The organism is Caldimonas hydrothermalis (assembly GCF_056746695.1).
The window spans coordinates 137739-155454 of the sequence record NZ_JBWQXA010000003.1 but is presented as its reverse complement, the minus strand read 5'-3'; the positions used below and the strand labels follow the sequence as shown (position 1 = coordinate 155454).

The 17716-nt window shown below is 68.9% G+C and carries 25 protein-coding genes; all 25 read right to left on the bottom strand.

The genetic code is table 11. The features are described 5' to 3' along the window. Positions 1-5 precede the first annotated feature (5 nt). Positions 6-383: a hypothetical protein gene (locus AC1ECW_RS05885; RefSeq protein ID WP_481201415.1), complete on the bottom strand. Its 378-nt coding sequence runs from the start codon at positions 381-383 to the stop codon at positions 6-8. Positions 384-391: 8 nt separating this feature from the next. Beyond that, positions 392-1144 (bottom strand): phage tail tube protein, encoded by a 753-nt coding sequence (locus AC1ECW_RS05880; protein WP_481201414.1) that lies wholly within the window; start codon positions 1142-1144, stop codon positions 392-394. A gap of 3 nt (positions 1145-1147) precedes the next feature. Then, positions 1148-1345 carry a DUF7210 family protein gene (locus tag AC1ECW_RS05875; protein ID WP_062196538.1) on the bottom strand — a complete coding sequence of 66 codons (198 nt, stop codon included), beginning with the start codon at positions 1343-1345 and terminating at the stop codon, positions 1148-1150. Then, positions 1342-1776 carry a phage tail terminator protein gene (locus tag AC1ECW_RS05870; RefSeq protein WP_157451381.1) on the bottom strand — a complete coding sequence of 145 codons (435 nt, stop codon included), beginning with the start codon at positions 1774-1776 and terminating at the stop codon, positions 1342-1344. Before AC1ECW_RS05870 ends, AC1ECW_RS05875 begins: the two co-directional genes overlap by 4 nt. Next, positions 1776-2279: a phage virion morphogenesis protein gene (locus AC1ECW_RS05865; RefSeq protein WP_062196532.1), complete on the bottom strand. Its 504-nt coding sequence runs from the start codon at positions 2277-2279 to the stop codon at positions 1776-1778. Before AC1ECW_RS05865 ends, AC1ECW_RS05870 begins: the two co-directional genes overlap by 1 nt. Next, on the bottom strand, positions 2276-2710 hold the full coding sequence (locus AC1ECW_RS05860) for a DUF1320 domain-containing protein (RefSeq protein WP_062196530.1): 435 nt from the start codon (positions 2708-2710) through the stop codon (positions 2276-2278). Before AC1ECW_RS05860 ends, AC1ECW_RS05865 begins: the two co-directional genes overlap by 4 nt. 6 nt (positions 2711-2716) lie before the next feature. Further along, entirely contained in the window at positions 2717-2929 is a 213-nt protein-coding gene (locus tag AC1ECW_RS05855) for a hypothetical protein (protein WP_481201413.1), read from the bottom strand. After that, positions 2929-3906, bottom strand: coding sequence for a major capsid protein (locus AC1ECW_RS05850; RefSeq protein WP_481201412.1), 978 nt, complete (start codon positions 3904-3906; stop codon positions 2929-2931). The genes AC1ECW_RS05855 and AC1ECW_RS05850 overlap by 1 nt, the downstream gene beginning before the upstream one ends. Positions 3907-3918: 12 nt before the next feature. Continuing rightward, positions 3919-4290: a head decoration protein gene (locus AC1ECW_RS05845; protein WP_481201411.1), complete on the bottom strand. Its 372-nt coding sequence runs from the start codon at positions 4288-4290 to the stop codon at positions 3919-3921. Between the two features lie 12 nt (positions 4291-4302). Continuing rightward, the gene (locus AC1ECW_RS05840) at positions 4303-5187 is read right to left on the bottom strand and encodes a hypothetical protein (protein ID WP_481201410.1); all 885 of its coding nucleotides are present in this window, start codon (positions 5185-5187) and stop codon (positions 4303-4305) included. A 190-nt stretch (positions 5188-5377) separates the two neighbouring features. After that, positions 5378-6604, bottom strand: coding sequence for a phage minor head protein (locus tag AC1ECW_RS05835; protein WP_481201409.1), 1227 nt, complete (start codon positions 6602-6604; stop codon positions 5378-5380). After that, positions 6595-6852: a hypothetical protein gene (locus tag AC1ECW_RS05830; RefSeq protein WP_481201408.1), complete on the bottom strand. Its 258-nt coding sequence runs from the start codon at positions 6850-6852 to the stop codon at positions 6595-6597. Before AC1ECW_RS05830 ends, AC1ECW_RS05835 begins: the two co-directional genes overlap by 10 nt. Continuing rightward, positions 6849-8654 (bottom strand): hypothetical protein, encoded by a 1806-nt coding sequence (locus tag AC1ECW_RS05825; protein ID WP_481201407.1) that lies wholly within the window; start codon positions 8652-8654, stop codon positions 6849-6851. Before AC1ECW_RS05825 ends, AC1ECW_RS05830 begins: the two co-directional genes overlap by 4 nt. 3 nt (positions 8655-8657) lie before the next feature. Next, complete coding sequence (locus AC1ECW_RS05820; RefSeq protein WP_481201406.1) at positions 8658-9227, bottom strand: hypothetical protein; 570 nt, start codon at positions 9225-9227, stop codon at positions 8658-8660. Between the two features lie 243 nt (positions 9228-9470). Then, a complete protein-coding gene (locus AC1ECW_RS05815; protein ID WP_481201405.1) occupies positions 9471-9878 on the bottom strand; it encodes a hypothetical protein in 408 nt (135 codons plus the stop codon). 3 nt (positions 9879-9881) lie between these two features. Continuing rightward, entirely contained in the window at positions 9882-11660 is a 1779-nt protein-coding gene (locus tag AC1ECW_RS05810; RefSeq protein WP_481201404.1) for a phage portal protein family protein, read from the bottom strand. Between the two features lie 28 nt (positions 11661-11688). Beyond that, complete coding sequence (locus tag AC1ECW_RS05805; RefSeq protein WP_481201403.1) at positions 11689-12099, bottom strand: hypothetical protein; 411 nt, start codon at positions 12097-12099, stop codon at positions 11689-11691. A gap of 3 nt (positions 12100-12102) precedes the next feature. Continuing rightward, positions 12103-13317: a phage terminase large subunit gene (terL, locus tag AC1ECW_RS05800; RefSeq protein WP_481201402.1), complete on the bottom strand. Its 1215-nt coding sequence runs from the start codon at positions 13315-13317 to the stop codon at positions 12103-12105. A 7-nt stretch (positions 13318-13324) separates the two neighbouring features. Then, positions 13325-14539: a site-specific DNA-methyltransferase gene (locus AC1ECW_RS05795; protein ID WP_481201401.1), complete on the bottom strand. Its 1215-nt coding sequence runs from the start codon at positions 14537-14539 to the stop codon at positions 13325-13327. Then, entirely contained in the window at positions 14536-15084 is a 549-nt protein-coding gene (locus AC1ECW_RS05790; protein ID WP_481201400.1) for a hypothetical protein, read from the bottom strand. Before AC1ECW_RS05790 ends, AC1ECW_RS05795 begins: the two co-directional genes overlap by 4 nt. After that, complete coding sequence (locus tag AC1ECW_RS05785) at positions 15027-15212, bottom strand: hypothetical protein (protein WP_481201399.1); 186 nt, start codon at positions 15210-15212, stop codon at positions 15027-15029. Before AC1ECW_RS05785 ends, AC1ECW_RS05790 begins: the two co-directional genes overlap by 58 nt. After that, positions 15209-15463 (bottom strand): DUF7696 family protein, encoded by a 255-nt coding sequence (locus AC1ECW_RS05780; protein ID WP_481201398.1) that lies wholly within the window; start codon positions 15461-15463, stop codon positions 15209-15211. Before AC1ECW_RS05780 ends, AC1ECW_RS05785 begins: the two co-directional genes overlap by 4 nt. Continuing rightward, positions 15463-15972 carry a hypothetical protein gene (locus tag AC1ECW_RS05775; RefSeq protein ID WP_481201397.1) on the bottom strand — a complete coding sequence of 170 codons (510 nt, stop codon included), beginning with the start codon at positions 15970-15972 and terminating at the stop codon, positions 15463-15465. Before AC1ECW_RS05775 ends, AC1ECW_RS05780 begins: the two co-directional genes overlap by 1 nt. Positions 15973-16171: 199 nt before the next feature. Further along, the gene (locus AC1ECW_RS05770) at positions 16172-16678 is read right to left on the bottom strand and encodes a hypothetical protein (RefSeq protein ID WP_481201396.1); all 507 of its coding nucleotides are present in this window, start codon (positions 16676-16678) and stop codon (positions 16172-16174) included. Next, positions 16650-17624: a YdaU family protein gene (locus AC1ECW_RS05765; protein WP_481201395.1), complete on the bottom strand. Its 975-nt coding sequence runs from the start codon at positions 17622-17624 to the stop codon at positions 16650-16652. The genes AC1ECW_RS05770 and AC1ECW_RS05765 overlap by 29 nt, the downstream gene beginning before the upstream one ends. Positions 17625-17716: the final 92 nt, after the last annotated feature.

Sequence of the window (17716 nt, the reverse complement as noted above, 5' to 3'; positions counted from 1 at the left end):
GTCCATTACGTCGCCGAATCCGAACCCGGCATCAACGAGGCTGGCGACCCACTCGTGCCACCAGAGGCGATGCGGCTGAGCCGCTCGGCGGCGGCCGTCACCTGCGGCAGCACGCGGCGGACGAAAAAATCGCCGTTGACCTCCAGCACGCGGGCGGCGAGATCGGCCAGCACGTCGGGCGTCTGCTCCTCCAACCAAGCGCGCTCCACGCTCGCGCCGATGGCCGTGGCCTCGATCAGCGCCTCGGCGTGGCGGATCAACGCGCCGGCGATGTCCCCGGCCGCCAGGTCCGCGGCAATGGGCTCCACCGCACGTAAAAAGCGCGGCAGGTCGCGCACCTTGATCGGCTCGACGCAGATGCCGCGTGGATCGAAGTCACTCATGCCCCACCTCAGACCGTGGCTTGGATCACCCGGCCGAACAAACCGAGCGGCCCCGTGTCGCTTTTGGTCACGTCGGCCAGCACACGGCCCGAGAGTTCGAACTTCTGCAGCTCGTCGCCGATGAGCGAGAAGTCCTTGCTCGGGTTGAGCGCCACGCGATACAGGTCCACGATCACGCGGCGGTTGCTGTCGGCGGTGTTCAGCCCGTCAAAGCGCAGCCACACCTCGGGCTGGCCCGACTTGAACATCGACAGACTGCGGGCCGCGCCGTGGGAATAGTCCACCCGGAAGGGCTGGGTGAACCCCGTCACGTTCAACAGCTCGATCGCGCCTTGCTCGGCGTGCACCCGGTAGTGGGTGCCCTCGGTGAGCGTGGCCGGCGTAGTGGCCGAATCGCGCACCGTCACCGAGGACACGAACTGGTGGGCCAGCAGGTAGATGCCGCCAGCCACCGCGCCGGAGGGCAGCGCCTCGCTGGTGGCGGTGCCGGAGCTCACCGCGCTGGTCTGCCCGTACAGCGTGAGCTCCAGGTTCTCGATGCTGAAGTCCTCCACCGCGCAGGAAAACTCCCCGTCCTTGCCCTTGATGAGTTGCAAGTCGGTCAGACGCTGGCCGGAGTAGCTCTCCTTGTGCTCGATCGTCTCGACGTTGAGCGAGACCTTGAGCTCGGGCACATTGCCCAGCCAGCGCATGGCCTGCGGGTTGCCATTGGCGTCACGCGCGCCCACATAGACGCGGCCTTGTCCAGAAAAGTACGGCATCGTTCACTCTCCTTTGCGGGTGGTGTTCTTGGGTTTGGCAGGCCGCTGTGGTGCATCGGCCCGGCCGTCTTGGGTTTGAAGCGCCTTGGCCGCGCCCAGGCCGATCAGCCACCGCGCCTGCTCATCCGGCAGATCGAGCACCTGGCCGCTCGGGTAGCGCCGCCCGGCGTGGGTGTGGTCGGCCAGCAGCTCGACTTTCATGCGTCGCCCCTTCGTTGCACGGCCATGGCCGCCTCGAAGGCCAGCGGGTACAGCAAGATGCCGTCTTGGTACACCGGCGCCGGCGGCGTCACCGGCTGCAAGGCTTGCACGCCCACCCGCGGCTGCCAGCCCATGAGCGCGCGCAGGCACTCCATCACCAAGGGCCCGGCGTCTGCACGGGAGCGCTCGCCGCTGGCGGCCTGCGCGAAGGCGCGCACGACCACGATGACCAGCCAGCGCGCGGCGATGCGGGCGGCCGCCCCGTGGGAGGTGACCTCCAGCACGCGGTAGCCGTCGTTGACCACGAAAGCCGCCGGCAGCTTCTTGCCGCCCACATCGTCGATGCCCAGCGCCGCCGCGCTGTGCACGCCCACCAGGTCGGGCACCGTGGCCACAAGCCGTTGCCGGATGAGCGCTTCGACCTCGAGCATCACAGCGCCTCCTGCAGGTGGCGCTGAGCGATGTCCATGATCGCCTGCGCCCATGAAGCGGGCAGGTCGGCGCGTCCATCGCGCACTGGGAAGAATGCGCGGGCGGGCACCCGTGAGCGGCCGCCGCCGAACTGATGGACGGCCGCATAGGCCATGCGCGAACCCACGGTCACCTGGTCGGGGCTCACGCTTTGCACCTCGATGCTCGAGCGCAGCGCACCGGTGTCTTGCAGCAAGCGCATCGCGCCGAACAGCGCACGCTGATAGCGCTTGGTGCCGGTTTTGCCCCCTGCCGCGCGGCGCGCGCGCGCTCGCCGGGTGGATTGCGCATGCGGCTGCCAGGGCTTGCCCCAGGGGTCGGCCTCGCGCTCGAAGGTGCCGACGATGCGCGTGACCAGCTCCTGCCCGATGTCGGACAAGACGGGCCGCAGATCGTCCACGCGCTCGCTCAGGCGCGACAGCGCTGCGCGGACCTGCTGGTCATCGATGGTCACATCGATCATGGCAGCATCCTTGCCAGCGCCGCATCGGTGAGCAGCCGCGGCGGCGCCCAGGCCGCGGCACCGCCAGGGACAGCAGCATCCACCGCGTCTTGGAACAAGGCGATGCGTCCTGCGGCGATGTCGCGCAGCTGCACCAGCGCATCCTTGTAGGCCACATAGACCATGCTGCTCTCGGTCACGCCGGGGCCGCGCCGCCACAAGTTGTAGTGCGCGACGATCGCCACCAGCCGCTTGAGCGTCTCGGGGGCGGGGTCGGGCAGCGGCGCGGTGGTGGCCGCGCGCACATAGCCCATCACTTCGGCCTCAGCGTCGGCCAGCGCGGCCTGCACCCGAGCGGCGTTGACTTCCCCGAGGTTTTCGAGGTCGGTGAGCTGCTCCACCGCCTCGGCGCCCAGGCGCGTCTCCAGCTCGGCGCGCGTGAGGATGGGCATGACGCATCACCCCTTCTTGCGGCTGGGCTTGGCCGGCGCGGCTTCGGGCTGGGCCTGGGCTTCATCGGCCGGCGCGGCTTCGGGCTGGGCCTGGGCGATGCCGTCGGCCACCCAGTCCTCGGCCAGCGCCTGCGGGAGCTCGCACTCGACCCCCGCATTGAGCGTCTGACTGCCCAGCTGCACGGTCTGGATGATGCGCACGCGCATGGCCGCCACCATCAGGTGTTGGTCAGACGCACCAGCACCGCGGGCTGGTGGCACAGCGGCAGGCTGTTGCACTGCGTGTGCAGCACGATGCCGCGCCCGCCTTCGCGCTCCCACTGCTTCACGTAGAAGGGCAGGCCCACGGTGTTGACCGTCTCGTTGAAGTCCGCCGGCGCGAAGTAGGTGCCGAAGGTGTCCATCGTGCCCACTGGGAAAGCATGCCCCTGATTGGCTGCGATCAGCCGGTTGCCCGAGACGCTGGCGCGGTACTCGACGAAGGTGATGCCGCCGAAGGGGAATCCGGCGCGCATGTCCTGGCCGAGCCGTGCGGCAGCCTCGCTGTGGAACTTGTAGGCGTCCTGCACCTTCGGATGCTCCACCAAGGCGCTGTAGAACTCGGGTGAGACCAGCGCGGTCACGCCCGTCATCGTGTCGCCCTTGAGGTTGTCCTCGATCTGGTTGATGACCTGCGCGCACTTGCTCAGCACGCTGGTGGACGCATTGCCCAGCTCGAAGTTCACCGAGACCTGGGTCACGCCGAATGCCTGGAACAGGTCGGCGATCACTGAGCCGTCACCGTTGGTCACCTGCCCCTTGAGCGCGCCCATGCGCTTCCACTCCAGCGTGATGTCGTGCTTGGCGCGCATGCGTTGCAGGCGGCGGGCCACTTCGGAAGCCACGGTATTCAGACCCTCGATGCCGAAGCCGCGCACGTCCTGAATGTCGCCCGGCAGGATCGTGTCCTCGTGCACCGTCTGCTTGATCGCAAAGGCCACCGTGCGGCGGTTGATCTTGCTGGCCGTGGTGCCCTCGCCGCCCCACTCGTGCGAGGGCAGCACCGCGAGCGTGCCGGAAGCCTCTTCGATGATCACCGAGCGCGAAGGCACGCCGCGCGTGGGAAAGAGGTTCATCTGGCCGATGCGCCCCCACTGCACGGGGAACGCATTGATGGCCGCCGTCAGCTCGGCATTGGTGAAGTCGTTGATCAGCATGGCGATGGCTCCTTACACCGTCTTGCGCGCCAGGATGCCCAGCGCCTTCAGTTGCGCGATGGCGGCGTCTTTCTGCGCGTTGGTGGGGCTGCCGCCCCACACGAGGTTGTCGCGCTCCACCACGATCGCGTGGCGGGCGACGATCACGCCCGGGCGCGCGGCAGCGGTCGCATCCACAGCGGCCAGCAGCACGCCCACGGCGTTTTGCGTGCCGTCAGAGGCCCCGGGCGTGAACGCGGCAATGTGGCCGCTGGCGATGATGCGCCCCACCACCTGACCGGCGGCGAGGTTCTGGCCGCTGGCCACGGTCACGTCCTCGCGGCTATAGCCCTGCGGCGCTTCGTACTTGAGGAACTGGCCCTCGGTGGCTTGCATGGTTGGCATGACGGCCTCTCCTTACGCGGTGATCTGCTTGACGGCGCTCATGAGCGCATCCAGCCGCGCGCGCGCGGCATCCTGCGGCGCCCCGCCCTGGCCGGCCTTGCTCAGGCTGTGCGCCGAGAACAGCGCCGCATCCCGCGCGGGCTTGGCCACCGCCTTGAGGTCGGCCGCGAAGGCGGCGAAGGCCGCATCGCTCATGTCCAGATAGGGCTGCACGTCCTGCGGCAGGTCACGGCCCACAGCCTCGAACACGGCGGCCAGGTCGGCGCGGCGCCGCTCGATGCGCGCGGCTTCGATCTGCGCTTCCAGCTCCGCAATGCGGGCCTGGAGCGCCTCCACGGTCGGCTTGTCATCACTCATGGGTGCGTTCTCCTTGCGGGTGGTGGGGACGGCGGCAGCGAAGGCGTGCGCCTCGGTGTTGGGGTCAGCGCCCACCGCCACGAAAGAAACCTCACGCACGACGGCGTTTTCGAAGAGGGCGGCCACCTTGAGCGAGCGGCCGTTGACGGTGACCGGCTCGGTCAGCTCGCGCACATTGGCGTGCATGCCCACCGACAGTTGCACCGGATGGCCTTCGGCGAACAGGGCCGCGACCTTGCGGCCTGCCTCGGTGGCCTGGGAAATCTCGCCCTCGACGGCCAGGAAGGGCAGCCCATCGGCATCGGTGGCCTTGAAGATGCGCCCGCGGCCTGCGATGGCGTCGATGCGCTGGTCGTGGTCGACCAGGATGGGCAGCGCCTCGCCTTGAGCGTTCTGCAGGCTGGCCAGATCGATGGCCACATCCCCCATCCAGCCATAGTGCGGGATCACCCCGCCGGAGTACGCCACGCCGGAGAACCGGCGCGGCGCATCGGGCTGGGCCCGGGCGGCAAAGGTGATCGAGAGGGCCTGAGGCTGCATGCGCGCATGGTGGCGATGCGCTCAGGCTGAGGCGGCGGGAACGGGTTCACGCCGGGCGATGGAGCGGCATGCGCAGCCAGTTGCGGCCAGTTGGCGACGTCGCCATAATGGGCGTGTAACTGCCGTGCTTTAAGTGGTCGATACACATTCGAGTGCGCGGCAGGGGCCGGGGGAACGACTCACAACCCGGTCACTCCAAATAAACCACGCCGGCTCGCTTGCCCATGAGCAGCCGGCGTTTTTCATTGATGTAGTCGGAAGCATTGGCGACGAACGCAGTTTTGGCTTCTGTCCAGTCGCCATTGCTTGCGCCTCGCTTGAATACCGCAATCGCCTCCAGCACTCTGCTTCCTCGAAGAAACCGCCCGAGCAAGTACAGCTCCTGACTGCCGCCGAGTTCCAGCCGCCAGACCTCCTGCGGTGCTTGGATGAGCGCGGCGATGTACCCCAGCCAACGGTCGCGCTCGCGCTTGCCGATCTTCCAGCGGCCATCGAGCGTGCGGAACAGCTCGTCGGAGACGACCACCACGTCCCCGCTGGGCAGCGTCACGCGCGCCGTGTCGCCGCCGCCGAAGGCCTGCATGAAGTCGTCGAAGGCCGCCGGCTCGCGGCCCGGCTGCACCACGGTCTCGGGCAGGTTCAGCGGCCGCGGCGCGGGCATCTGGCCCTCGCGGGCGATCCACGCCTGCTGCATCAAGGCGAAGTTGCGCACCGGGCCGTCCTGGCACCACAGCGGTGCCGTGATGCGGCCACGGGCGGCCATCGAGGCGTCGGCCACCTCGCACAGCGCCAGCTTTGACTTCAGGGCGCGCGCGTAGCCGCTCCACGGGTTCGTCGGCTTCGCCCCCCATCCCGCATCGGCGGCTCCTTCAGTTGGCGGATGTTGGGTGACACCCCCGCGCGCGCGGGCCTGCTCGGCGCTCAGGCTCACCAGCCGGCACCGGCAGCGATGCCCCAGGGGTGGCGAATGCGTGGCCCAGAACGCATCGTCCACCGGACGGATCACGCCATCGAGCGCCAGATGCGAGGGCCGCACGCGGCTGTCGTTGATGGCATCGAACATCAGGAACGGACGCGTGGCCTTCGTCTGCTCGATGTGCCGCCAGTGCCCGGCGTTGTAGGCCGTCTGCACGGCGTTGCGGTAGATCGTCTCCAGCCGGTGCCGGGGCAGGCCCCAGTCCTGCGTCTTGGCCCACTGCTGGAAGCTGGCCAGCGTGCCGCCCTCGGCGATGTGGCGCGCCAGCGCGTCGGCCGCGGCCTGTACCTGGTCAAGACGCGCCAGGCCGGAGACGGTGAAAGCCTGGGCGCGCTTTTCGGCGCTCAGGCGGTAGAACCCCTCGGGCAGCAGCACGCGCTGGCGTCTGGCCTCGGCGATCTGTACGGACGCCGGGGTGTCGAATGGGATGGTCACAGCCATAGCAGTTCCTCGTCGCGCTTGCGGCGCGTGCGGCGGCGGCGCGCGGTGTCGTAGCCAAAGCCGAAGGTGCCGCCTGGCCACGGGGCGGCGCGCTCGGCCAGCAGATGCTCGGCAGCGGAACCTGTCAGCAATCCTGAATAGTTGACCAGCGCTGCGCCCGTGGTGGCGCCTGCGCCGATCAAGCTCAGCAAGGAGGCGGCCGCACCGTCTTGACCGGCCAGCGCGCGCAGACGCTCACCCGTCGTCATGGCAGCGTCCTGGCCCAGATGGCGTGCACCGCGCGGGCGAGCTCCGCGGCCGACAGCGTCCTCGGCCCGGGCACGTAGGGCGGCGGGCTGGCCGGCAGCGGCAGCGGCTGCGCCCACACCGCGGCGGCCAAGGCCTCGATGGCCGCCAGCGACAGGCCCGGATCGCTCACCACACCCTCGGCCGAGCACAGCGCCTCACCCAGCACGCCATCGCCACCCTGGGCGCGGACGGCCAGCCGGGCACCAGCTGCGCAGGACGCGCCCGAAAGCTGCCCGGCGCTCATCTGCGCGGCCAGCCTCAAGGCAGCCTCGCCATCGGACACGGCGGGCGCCAGCGCCGCGCCGCCCTGGGCCCGCAGGCTCAGGCGGCCGAAGGCAGCCGCCAGCGCATCCTCCAAAGAGGCCACGCCCTGGCCCGTGACGCCCGCCGCGCCGGCGGCCGCGGCCTGCACGGGCTCGAGCGCCCCGGCCAGCGTGGCGGCCAGCTGCACGCGCCCAAGGGCAGCGAGCGCCGCGGCTCCAAGCGTGCCCGCCCCATCGCCGCCGATGGGCAGCGAACCCGAAGCGCCTGCCGAGGCCTCCTGCAGCACACCGGCGAGCTGCCCGCGCACAGCCAGCGTCCCCAACCCCGAGGCCGTGGCGGCCGACAGCGTGACGGACGCCTGCCCGCGCACAGCCAGGGCCGCAGTGCTGGACAGCGCGGCGGGATCGAGCACCGAAGCCCCCAGCGCGCCATGCAGATCTAGCGCTGCCGCGGCCGAGGTCCAGGCCTGCCCCAGCGTGGCCGACAACGAGCCGCTGAGGGCCGAGGCCTGCAGCTCGCCGGCGGCCGCCAGCGTGGCCTGGCCCAGCGCCGCAGCGCCCGTGGCCCGGAGGGACAAGCTCGCGCCGGCCGAGGCCGTGAGCATGGCCAGCTCCATGCCGCCCTGGGCCCGGATCGATAGCGCCGCGCTCGCCGAGGCTGACGCGCCCGTCAGCGTCGATGACAAGCCGCCCTGGATGGGGCCGCCGCCGGCAGCCGCCCCTTCGTACAGCACCCCGAACAGCGCCTTCGTCGCTGACGCCGAGAGAGTGAACGACAGCGAGGCATCGCCGGCGGCCGTGCTGTTGCGCCAGATGCCGAACTCATAGACCGGCGGCGTGTAGGGCTCGATGACACTGGCCCCGCCATCGGGCGTCACGGTGTAGCCACCGGCGGTGCGCACCGCGCCCAGCGACACGGACCGGGCTTGAGCGGCCGTCAGGCCGATGGTCCCGCCTGCACCGGCCACCAGGCTGGCGGAGAACGTATCGGCCGGCGGCGCGTCTGCCAGGCCGCTGACCTCGAAGGCGTAGATGTTGGCGGCATGCGAGGCCCCGCCGACAAAGCCGACCCCGACGGTCTGCACTGCGTTGGTGACGGCCTGAGCGCGATAGACATAGACCGTGTAGTCATCACCGTAGCCGTGCCGCTCGGGCCCGAGCGTCGCATCCAGCGTGTAGGCGTTGCCTTGGTCGTCCGAGCAGCCGGCCGGCGGCGCGTTGTAGCTGGTGGCGTTGTCGAACAGCACCACGATGCTGTTTCCCGGCGTCACCGGCGCCGGGAACGTCACGCTAATGGTGCTGCCGTAGACGGCCGCGCCGGCCGCCTGGACGATGGATGGGCCGCTGGGTGGGGGGGGAGGCTCGCCGAAGAACCAGCGCCCCCAGACGGCGGCCTCGGCAGCGTCGCGGTCGCCCCAGGCGATGCGGCTTCGCAGCAGCAGGCTGTCTTTGACCGGGCGCGCCGCCAGCCAGCCGCGCAGGATGCGGCCTGAGGTCATGGCTCAACCCTGTGCCAAGACGATATGGCCGACGACGGTGACCGCAGACGTAGCCGACGGGATGAACAGCAGGAAGGGCACGCTGTTGTCGTACAGGCGAGGCATGCCGGAGGTGATTGCATCGATGGCCGACGGGACGTGGGCCGCTGTCAGGTCCAGCCGCGCGATTTCGCGGTAGGCCACCAGCGAGGCCGCCCCCGAGGTCCACGAGGCCGACAGCCTGAAGCTCTCCACCGAGCGCACGCCGGTGTCTCCCGCGGCCAAGCCCATCGGGTAGAACGCGCCGATGGGCGACGAGGCCACACCGTTGAGCACACCCGTGGCGGTTCGCCCTGCCGCGCCCTGGCTGTTGGTGTAGCTCATCGTGAAAGTGGGCGTGCCCGAGCCCGTGGCGGTGGTCACCTCCAGGCCGATGAGCACCTGCTCGCCGTCGGTGGCGCCATTGGCATCCCGCGCGGGCCAGGCCAGGCTGTTGATGGTCTGCGCGGTGGTCGAGGTCAGCGACAGCCCCGAGTTGTGCCAGAGCCTGTCGCACAGCACCAGCGATCCGGCGATGGTGGCCTGCCCGGACATGCGTGCAAGATGGATGTTTTGCCCGCTTACCGGAGCAGGGACGGGGATTTGACCGCTGTAGCTGGTGAGCGCCGCGCCGGAGAGGCCCGGCGTCGGGGCGGCCGCCGCCCCTGGCGCGCCGGTCGAAAAGAACAGACTGTGCGGCCGCCCGCTCGCCGTCGAAATAGGGGCCTTGGCGATGGACACAGGCGGCCTCATGGCCGCCAGCAGTTGATCCAGCGTGGTGATGGCCATGGCGCAGACTCAGGCGTTGCCGTCGGTGAGCGTGAAGCTCGTGACGGTGAAGCTCTGGCCGACGGCGAAGTTGACGTTATCGACCTGCAGGTCGCCGCCGCCGCCCGTGGCCGTCACGGTGCCCTGCAGGTGGCAGGTGGTGCCAGTCGCGTCGTAGATGCGGAAGTGCCCGGCCGTGCCGGAGGCATCAGCAGACGTATCCTGCCAGGTGCCGGACATGCTCTTGCTGCCGGAGGCTGCAGCCGCCATCCAGTCGGCGGGCAGGTCGAGGGTTGCCAGCACCGTGCCCGAGTCGGCGGTGGCGCAAGACGCCGGCGCCGCGCCGGTGCGGATGCGCATGATGGGCGAGGCGCCGATGGCCGTCTCGATGGCATCGAGCCGGGCATTGCGAACGGCGACAGAGAACTGGATGGCCATGGGTTACTCCTTGGGGTCGGTCTCAAAGGTAGTGATGGTGCGGGTGACTTCGAGTGTCTCGGGGTCGCGCTCGACGGTCTGGACGGCTTTGGACGGATGCGCCACGACCACCTGCGCGGGCGGCACCTCGGCCTGCACGGTGACCTCGGGCGCGGCCACCTGCACGTGGACCACGGGCGGCTCGACGTGCACCGCAGGCGCCGGCGCCGATGCAGCCTGCACGTGCACGATGGGCGCGGGCGGCTCGGGCATCTGGATGGTGATCGGCGCGTTCAAGTGGACCGCCGGGGCAGCGGCGGCTTGCGTCTGGCTGGCGGGCTCGTGGCCGCCGGCCCTGCCACCGCCAGCGTGCGCGTAGCCCATGATCTCGGCGGCGAACAGCGCGCGCTCGAATGCGCGGCGGAAAGCCCGGTCGTCGGCGTCGGCCAGCGCCACGGCCAGGCGCTCGTGCAAATCCTCGACGCTTTGCGCCCCCAGGATGGCCGAGCGGATGGCGCTGGCCTCGATGGGGCTGGGGATGCCGGCCAGCGTCCTGTCGATCTCGTCCTCGATGGCCTGCTGGCCGGCGGTGAATCGTTTGCGGTCTGGCTTGTGCGGGGCGTCCGGGCTGGCAAAGGACGCGGCCAGGCGCGGCGATGCAGGCACGGGTGCGGGCGCGGCTGCGGCGTGGGCCTGTTGCGCCTGCGCCTCCTCGAAGTCGTCGGGCTCCAGGCCGTACTTCTCCTCCAGGTAGCGGCGCGTGAAGCGCAGCATCCCGGCGTCCACGAGCGTCTTGTCGCGCGTGGCGCGCTCCATCTGCAAGCCCGCGTCATCCTCCATCACGAAGCGCGGCGGTGAGAGCGAATTGAGGGCGGCCAACGTATCCAGCACCCGCTGGGCCGCGGCGGTGATGAGCCTGATGTCGGCGCGGCGCTTTTCCTGCCGCACCTCGTCGTGCACCTGCCCCAGCGCCCGGTTGCCGCTGCCGCCGTCGGTGCCACTGGTGAGCGTCTGCCCCAGGATCAGGCGCTGGATGCGCCGGGTGCAGGCGGTCTCGAACTCGGTGAACTTGTTCGGGCTGTTGCCCGGCGTGTCCACTGCGGCCAGCTCGTCCTCCCGGTCCACCACGGCCACCGGCCCGCCGGTGAGCGTGCGCAGCATCTCCAGCATCGCCTGGCGGTCGCTGATGGTCTTGCCGTACAGCAGCGGCACGGCCGCTTGCTCCAGGAACTTGGCCCAGAAGCGCCAGCCGTGCGTGCGGAAGAACCAGGGCCAGTACGCTTTGGCCAGCAAGGCCTCGCCCATGGGCTTGCGCAGCGAGCCGTCGCGCACCACGGCAAAGAACTTGCGCGGGTCGGCCGCCTCCTGCGTGTCGCGCCACACGAGCGTGCCGTCCGGTTTCACGGAAAACCACTCGAACGGGCAGTCGATGATGCGCTCGATGCCGATGCGCCCGCCTTCCAGGGGCCGGTAGACGACCTCGAACACGCTGTAGCCGTAGGGCGTGGCAGCCCACGCGGCGGCCAGCAGATCAGGCACGGCAGGCGCGGCCGCCTCCTCGAAGAAACGCCGCGCGCGCGCTTGCTCGTGCTCGATGCGCCATGGGGTGTTGAGCGCGGCATCTTTGCGGGTCTCCAGCGCCGCCGACACTTCGTCGTCGTCAGCGATGCGGCGCAGCCGCGTGCGCTCGATGCCCAGCTGCTGCAGCACATCGTCGGCATCGCCCAGCCACCCGAAGCGGGCCAGCGCCCGCTCGATGGAGACGGCCGAGCCCAGTGCAATCGCGCGTTGACGTTCAACCATGGCGCCGATGGTGGCGCTGCCGCTGACCTCAATCGGTCGGAACGGCTTCCTGCAATTCGGCGTCGTCGAACAGCGGCAGGCTGGCCATGGTTGGCGAGCTGCGCTTCTCCAGCAGCTTGCGCACGCCACGCTCAGTGTAGCCCTGAGGCCGGGTCAGGGCTTGAGCGATCTCGCGCAAGGACTTGCCCTGGGCGCGCATCTGCGCGGCCACACGCCGGTTGTACTCGGTGTGTGCGCGCGCGCTGGTGGCGATGTAGACCACCGCGCCGTGGAAATACTCGCACAGCGTGGCCGCGTCGCGCTCGCCCACGGCTGTCACCAGCGCATCCCAGGTGCGCCCGCTGTGGCGCATCGGCATGCGCACCTCGCGCCCGCCGAAAGCGGCAATGAGCCGCGCCGTGGCCGTCGGACCGATGAGCTGCGCAATTTCGGCGATCATGGCTCAGAACACCCTCGTCCCTGCCGCTGCGTAGCCGCCAACGGCCATGCCCAGCGCCGAGAACGCGTGCGCCGCGGCGTCCACCATGTCGTCGTTCTTCCCCTCCGGGAAGGCCAGCAGCTCGTCGCGAAACGCCGCAGGGCACCCGGACGGGTCGAGCCGCACCAAGCGCTGCTCGAAGCGCGTGAGCAAGGGGGCAAAGCGCGTGACCTTGTCGCGATCGGGCCGCAGCCCTCGCACCGGCAAGGTGGTGGTGCGCAGCAGCTCCTGCACCATGGCGGCCTGGTACTGGGTTTGCTCCACGGCGATCAGCTTGGGCCGGTGTCTGGCGGCGGCGGCCTTGATGCGGGCCTGCGCCTCGTGGAACTGCCAGCGGCCGCGCTCGACCTCCTTGACGTAGACGATGCCGGATTCCGTGTCGCGCGCGAGTGCCGCAATCGCCGTGAAGTCCGCGCCCTCCTTGCTGCTGATGGCCAGGTCCACGCCCAGCGCCACCGGCAGGTGCGGCGGGCATGGGGCGTCGATGAGCATCTCGGGCTTGATGAGGTTGCCGCCGAAGGTGACGAATTGGGCCAATACCTCCTGAGCAAACACGAGCTGCGGCATTTTCTCCCGCTGCTCATCCATCCATCCTTCTGGCAGGTGCGGGTTTTCCATGCTGGGTGCTGTGTGGCTGATCCAGTTCTGGTCACCAGATTGACCGCGCATGTAGAGCTCGTGGAAGTAGTTAAGGCCGTTTGGCGTGCTGATGAACCAGGCGTCACCATCGAGGTCGGCCAGCGTCCAGACGATGGTCTTTTCCCAGGCGTCCTTGAGATGCCGCGCGTGAGCGGCCTCGTCGATGACGATGCGCGCGTAGTGGTTGCCGCGCCCGCACTTCATGGGGTTTTCCAACGTCCAGAAATCGATACGCCCGCCGTTGGCGAATTCGATTACTGGGCGCGGCTGCGTGGTGGCCTTGCGGATCACGGGCGCGTACTGCTCGGCGATATCAAAGAAGACGCGAGTGAAGTAGCTGTCGTTCGGCGCATACCATGCGCACGGCAGGCCGCGCCTGCCAATGCCATCCAAGCCGCCAAGCGCCCCGCCTGGCATGTTGACCATCACCTCGGTGAGCAGGAATGTCTTTCCCCAGCGCCTGCCCATGCAGCAGACATTGCGCTTTCTTCGCGCTGCAAGGATGCGGCGCTGACCAGGATGCGGGTTGAATGCTGGCAATATCAGTTTAGCCACAAGCGCGCACAGCCTTCATGCCTGTGAACTCTTCCCACCGCCGCACGATTACATCCACATACTTCGGGTCGAGCTCGATCAGCCGCGCCACGCGCCCGGACTTCTCGGCGGCGATCAACGTCGCTCCCGAACCCCCGAATGGGTCCAGAACCACATCGCCAGGGCGGCTGGAATTGCGGATCGCCCGCTCAACCAGCTCCACCGGCTTCATCGTCGGGTGCAGGTCGTTCTTCTTCGGCTTCTTCACCTGCCAGACATCGCCCTGGTCGCGGTCCCCGCACCAGTGGCGGCTTGCGCCCTTGGGCCAGCCGTAGAGGATCGGCTCATACTGGCGCTGGTAGTCCGATCTCCCGAGCGTGAAGACGTCCTTGGCCCAGATGATGAAGGTCGACCAGTGCCCGCCCAGTTCCTCAAAGACCTTGCGCAGGGTGTGCAATTCGCTTGATCTCATCGCGATGTAGCACGCCCCATCGGTATGCGCCAGCGCCAGAGACAGCGCATCGCGCAGGAAGGGCTCAAAGGACTCGCCCAGCGCGTCGTTGGCGATGGGCCGCCTGGCGATGGTGGGCTGGTGATCGTCGGCGGCGTAGGCCACGTTGTAGGGCGGATCGGTCCACAGCAGCCTGGCCTTCTCGCCCTCGCCCAAGAGCGAGGCGTAAGCCTCGGCGGTGGTGGAGTCGGCGCAGACCAGGCGGTGATTCCCCATGATCCAGACATCGCCAGGCCGGGTGATGGCCTCATCTGGCGCATCGGGGACGGCATCCTCGTCGGTCTGGCCATCATGCAGCGGTTCATCCTCGCCCAGCACATCGGCGAAGAAGGTCTCGTCAAAGCCGAAGCGCTCGAGGTCGAAGTCGGCCGCCTCCAGCTCGTCGAGCTCGATCTTCAAAATCTCGGCATCCCAGCCGGCCTGCTCGGCGATGCGGTTGTCGGCCAGCACCAACGCGCGGCGCTGGGTGGGTGTCAAGTGATCGAGCACCACCACCGGCACCCGCTCAAGGCCCAGCTTCCTCGCCGCCGCCAGCCGCCCGTGGCCAGCGACGATGACGCCATCTTCCCCCACCAGGATCGGGTTGGTGAACCCGAACTCGGCAATGGAGGCGGCAATCTGCGCGATCTGCGCATCCGAGTGCGTGCGGGCGTTTCTCGCGTAAGGGATGAGCGAGTCCACCGAGCGCAGCTCTATCTTGTTTGCTAGCCATTTCATTCAAAACTCCTTGGATTCTTGATCACAATTTCTCCAGCCGCGTGCGTCTCAAGCCCCCACGCCTGCCGTTCGGCGCGGTGGATGTTGATGATGGTCTCGCTGGCGATCTTGGCGGCCTTCAAGTCCTCGAACGCCAGCACCTTGTCCTCTTTCTTCAAGGCCGCCTTGTGCGCCTTGAGCCCGGCATAGAGCCGCTCGCGCACGGCGTTGGTCTCCTCCTGGTGGCGGCGGATGACCTCTGCTCCCCGGTCGGCGGCGGCGGAGATCGCCTCGGCCTTCTTTTTCGGGTCGGCCACCGGTGATATTCCGGTGACTTTCTCGGTGACTTTGCGCCGGATGACATCGGCCACGTCGGTGCCGTCGCTCCAGCCCTCGGCCTTGGCGCGGCGCACGATGGCGGCCTTGTCGACGCCGTACTTTTGCGCCAGATCGCCAAAGCTCGCCCCTGCCTCGCGCTCGGCGCGGATGGACTCCCACTGATCGCGGCTCAGTCGCGGCATGGCTGTTTGGCGTCGCGGTGGATGCGGCGGCAGGGCTGCATCCACGATGGCAGCGGCTCCAACTCCAGATCGCCCGCGTGCGTGTCGGCCCACACACGCAGCCGCTCGTCGGGGTCGGTGATCTCGCGGGCCTGCGGCTGCGGCAGGCGCTCATGGCAGGTCTGTTCGGTCATGCTTTGGCTTCCTGTGTCTTTGATGCCGATGCGCGGGACTTTTCCCACTGCGCGAGGAACTTCACCTTGAGTCGCCGCGCGGCCTCCTCGCCCTCTGCCTGGCGCACGGCCTCCAGGTACTGGGCGCGCTCTTGGCGCGAGTGCAGGCGCAAGAGCGTGTCCACATGGCGGTGGCGCTGCAGGCACTCCTCGCGCCACTCTGGCGATGCGCTGTCCACCTCGCGGCCGTCGATGAGCGTGACGTTGGGCATCACGACAACTCCATCTGCCCCCACAGGGCGATCAACAGGCACTCGGCCCGGTTGTGGTCCTTCTGACGCGCCAGCAGCGCCTGGGCGGCCGGGAACAGGCGGCGGGCCACCTCCAGCGACTCGCGCTTGTCCTTGCCCAGCAGCCCGAAGCGGCGCTTCCAGGTCTGCGGCTGCACCACCATCAGCGGCAGGCGCAGCACGTCGGCCGTGCCCTCCACGATGCCGCGGCTGCGCATGAGCGAGCCCTGCGTCTGGATCGCGTTGCCGTGGCGGCCGCCGTTGCCCATCGGGCGGGCCTGCACGTCCTCGATGACCAGCGTGGCCGCCTCTCCCGGCGGCACGATCTGGCGGATCTGCTGCGCCAGCGAGCGGCCGCACAGGCGACGACGAGGCTTCGTGCTGGCCTCCTCGGCGGCCACCGTCACCAGGTCGTGCACCACGCACGTGTGGCGGTGATCCACCGCGGCCAGAGCCCCGGACAGTCCGATATCGACGGCCAAGACGATCACTGTGCCTCCTTGCCCGATCCGACAGCCACTGGGCTTGAGCGCTGGAACAGCGGGCACTGGCCGTCTTTTCGGACGATGGTTGCGTCGATGACGATCAAGCTCGGTCGGCACTCCGCCAGATGAGGCAGGTGCGGGGCGAACCGCTTGCAGATCGAGCACGCGTCGAGCTGGTACCGCGGATTGCAAGGCGCAAGGTCCATCACGACACACCTCCAGCGGCATCGTCCACGTGTCGCAGGGCGTTGCGCCATGCAGCTTTCTGCGCGGCGGTCAACCGCTCGCCCTGGCGCTCGCGCTCCTGCAGCCGGTAGGCCCAGGCCCGGTGGTCTCGACTGCGGCCGGACAAGGCCGCTTGCATGCGCTTGAGCAACGCCGCTGCACACGCCGGGTCGGCCGGCTTCATGGGCAGCGTCTCCTGCGGCGGGAGCCGCCTGGCCGCGCCGGCGAGGCACAGGGCTTTGAACTCCCCGAGGTTGGGCACCCGCTCGGGCAGGTGGTCCAGGGCATAGCGCAGCGCCATCGGGTTTTGCTGCAAGTGGCGAAGCTCGCGCCCCCACACGGCCTTGAGCTGGGCCACGTGGTCCTGCGGATCGACCCCGGCCGGGCAGGCCCACATGCGGTCGAAAGCCGCGCCGTAGTAGGCGCGCATCGTCGACCAGATGCGCTCGATCCAAGGCTCAGGAAGGGATGACTCGTGATGCGACATCGATCGTCTCCTGGGTGATGGGTGCGCTGTGCTTCGCGCGCCCGGTCATGAGTGCGGCGGTCTCGAGCTGTCGGGCTCGTGGGTCGTCGCTGGCGGGTAGTGGGCCGTGGTGCACCGAGTGCTTGACCGCAGCGGCATCCTGCCGCTGGCGCTTGACCATGCCCAGCGCGTAGGCGAAGCCCTTGTGGCGCCTTGCGGCCTCCTTGGCTGCGCCGACGAACTCGGCTTGCGTCGCGCCCGCCTCGAGGAGCACGAGCAGCTCCGGGTGGCCGGGGTTCACGTCGGCGATGCCCACGGCCCTCATGGCCCTGCACACGAGGCCTGCGAGGCCTGCGAGGCCTGCCTGGGTTGCGTTGGGTGGTCCTCCCCCCCCACCACACAACCCAACTTCGGTGGAGTCAGCAGTGTGTGTGTTTATCTCTTCTGGAGTCTGGTGTCTGGTGTCTGGTGTCTGGGTAGCCGTGTCGTCACGCGTGACAGGTTGCGTGACGGGCTGTGACATTGCGCCACCTGTCACGCGTGACAGCATCGCCTCAAGCTCGGCTGTTGTGGTAGTCCAGGCAGGCACGATGTTGTGACTGCGAAGCAAGTCGAATAGCTGCGCTCGACGTTCCCGGGCGCGCCGCTGACGCTCCTTGGCGTTCTCGCGCTTGCCCTCCTTGCCCAGCTGTTTTTCGTGGAAAGCGGCGATCTCCGCATCGCATCGAGACTGGTGCCAGCCATCGTCCTGGAGCTCGAAGAACTCTTGAAGGACCGTCTCCACCGCCCGGCGCTCCTCCTTGGACGACGCGCGCACCAGACGACAGGCCTGGGCGATGTCGGCCGGGATCGGCGCTTCCTTACGGTAGTACAGGCGCAGCAGCCGCGTGTAGGCCATGTCCTCCAGCCACGACAGGTGCGCCGTGTCGGCGTCGTAGTCGCCGATGTGGTGCTCGTAGTAGTTCACCGGGGCCCTCCTGAGCGGTCGAGACCGAGAAGAAGTGGATGAGTGCACACGACGCCTGCGCCATGCGCTCCAGATACCGCACCAGCTCGCGC

What these genes read in the sequence shown, in the direction of transcription:
- AC1ECW_RS05830 (WP_481201408.1), bottom strand. Translation starts at nt 6,852, where the DNA reads ATGACGACGGGTGAGCGTCTGCGCGCGCTGGCCGGTCAAGACGGTGCG.
- AC1ECW_RS05860 (WP_062196530.1), bottom strand. Translation starts at nt 2,710, where the DNA reads ATGCCCATCCTCACGCGCGCCGAGCTGGAGACGCGCCTGGGCGCCGAG.
- AC1ECW_RS05825 (WP_481201407.1), bottom strand. Translation starts at nt 8,654, where the DNA reads ATGACCTCAGGCCGCATCCTGCGCGGCTGGCTGGCGGCGCGCCCGGTC.
- AC1ECW_RS05795 (WP_481201401.1), bottom strand. Translation starts at nt 14,539, where the DNA reads ATGAAATGGCTAGCAAACAAGATAGAGCTGCGCTCGGTGGACTCGCTC.
- AC1ECW_RS05875 (WP_062196538.1), bottom strand. Translation starts at nt 1,345, where the DNA reads ATGAAAGTCGAGCTGCTGGCCGACCACACCCACGCCGGGCGGCGCTAC.
- AC1ECW_RS05815 (WP_481201405.1), bottom strand. Translation starts at nt 9,878, where the DNA reads ATGGCCATCCAGTTCTCTGTCGCCGTTCGCAATGCCCGGCTCGATGCC.
- AC1ECW_RS05840 (WP_481201410.1), bottom strand. Translation starts at nt 5,187, where the DNA reads ATGCAGCCTCAGGCCCTCTCGATCACCTTTGCCGCCCGGGCCCAGCCC.
- AC1ECW_RS05835 (WP_481201409.1), bottom strand. Translation starts at nt 6,604, where the DNA reads ATGGCTGTGACCATCCCATTCGACACCCCGGCGTCCGTACAGATCGCC.
- AC1ECW_RS05820 (WP_481201406.1), bottom strand. Translation starts at nt 9,227, where the DNA reads ATGTCCGGGCAGGCCACCATCGCCGGATCGCTGGTGCTGTGCGACAGG.
- AC1ECW_RS05850 (WP_481201412.1), bottom strand. Translation starts at nt 3,906, where the DNA reads ATGCTGATCAACGACTTCACCAATGCCGAGCTGACGGCGGCCATCAAT.
- AC1ECW_RS05810 (WP_481201404.1), bottom strand. Translation starts at nt 11,660, where the DNA reads ATGGTTGAACGTCAACGCGCGATTGCACTGGGCTCGGCCGTCTCCATC.
- AC1ECW_RS05885 (WP_481201415.1), bottom strand. Translation starts at nt 383, where the DNA reads ATGAGTGACTTCGATCCACGCGGCATCTGCGTCGAGCCGATCAAGGTG.
- AC1ECW_RS05845 (WP_481201411.1), bottom strand. Translation starts at nt 4,290, where the DNA reads ATGCCAACCATGCAAGCCACCGAGGGCCAGTTCCTCAAGTACGAAGCG.
- AC1ECW_RS05870 (WP_157451381.1), bottom strand. Translation starts at nt 1,776, where the DNA reads ATGCTCGAGGTCGAAGCGCTCATCCGGCAACGGCTTGTGGCCACGGTG.
- AC1ECW_RS05865 (WP_062196532.1), bottom strand. Translation starts at nt 2,279, where the DNA reads ATGATCGATGTGACCATCGATGACCAGCAGGTCCGCGCAGCGCTGTCG.
- AC1ECW_RS05780 (WP_481201398.1), bottom strand. Translation starts at nt 15,463, where the DNA reads ATGCCCAACGTCACGCTCATCGACGGCCGCGAGGTGGACAGCGCATCG.
- AC1ECW_RS05805 (WP_481201403.1), bottom strand. Translation starts at nt 12,099, where the DNA reads ATGATCGCCGAAATTGCGCAGCTCATCGGTCCGACGGCCACGGCGCGG.
- AC1ECW_RS05855 (WP_481201413.1), bottom strand. Translation starts at nt 2,929, where the DNA reads ATGGTGGCGGCCATGCGCGTGCGCATCATCCAGACCGTGCAGCTGGGC.
- AC1ECW_RS05770 (WP_481201396.1), bottom strand. Translation starts at nt 16,678, where the DNA reads ATGTCGCATCACGAGTCATCCCTTCCTGAGCCTTGGATCGAGCGCATC.
- AC1ECW_RS05880 (WP_481201414.1), bottom strand. Translation starts at nt 1,144, where the DNA reads ATGCCGTACTTTTCTGGACAAGGCCGCGTCTATGTGGGCGCGCGTGAC.
- AC1ECW_RS05785 (WP_481201399.1), bottom strand. Translation starts at nt 15,212, where the DNA reads ATGACCGAACAGACCTGCCATGAGCGCCTGCCGCAGCCGCAGGCCCGC.